The 315-nt window shown below is 41.9% G+C and carries 2 tRNA genes; both read right to left on the bottom strand.

From position 1 onward, the window contains the following. Nucleotides 1-89: 89 nt before the first annotated feature. A tRNA-Ala gene (locus A6E03_RS09185) sits at nucleotides 90-165 on the bottom strand. A gap of 39 nt (nucleotides 166-204) precedes the next feature. Further along, a tRNA-Ile gene (locus tag A6E03_RS09180) sits at nucleotides 205-281 on the bottom strand. Nucleotides 282-315 lie beyond the last annotated feature (34 nt).

Here is a 315-nt window from a genome sequence, read left to right as displayed (position 1 = left end):
TTTCCAAATTGTTAAAGAGCAATTGTTTTTCAACCTAATAAAAGGTTTCGAAACCATTTTTAAAGACTCTCAAAGAGAATACTTAAAAATGGTGGAGCTATGCGGGATCGAACCGCAGACCTCCTGCGTGCAAGGCAGGCGCTCTCCCAGCTGAGCTATAGCCCCAAAATATAATGTTATCACCAATACTTACTGGAAAAGTATTGGTGGGTCTGAGTGGATTTGAACCACCGACCTCACCCTTATCAGGGGTGCGCTCTAACCAACTGAGCTACAGACCCAACATTATGTCTCTTTTACTTTTTTAACCTAATC

This window comes from Aliivibrio sp. 1S128, assembly GCF_001691065.1.
Lineage (GTDB): Bacteria > Pseudomonadota > Gammaproteobacteria > Enterobacterales > Vibrionaceae > Aliivibrio.
The sequence above is the reverse complement of the archived record's forward strand: the minus strand, read 5'-3'. Positions and strand labels throughout refer to the sequence as shown.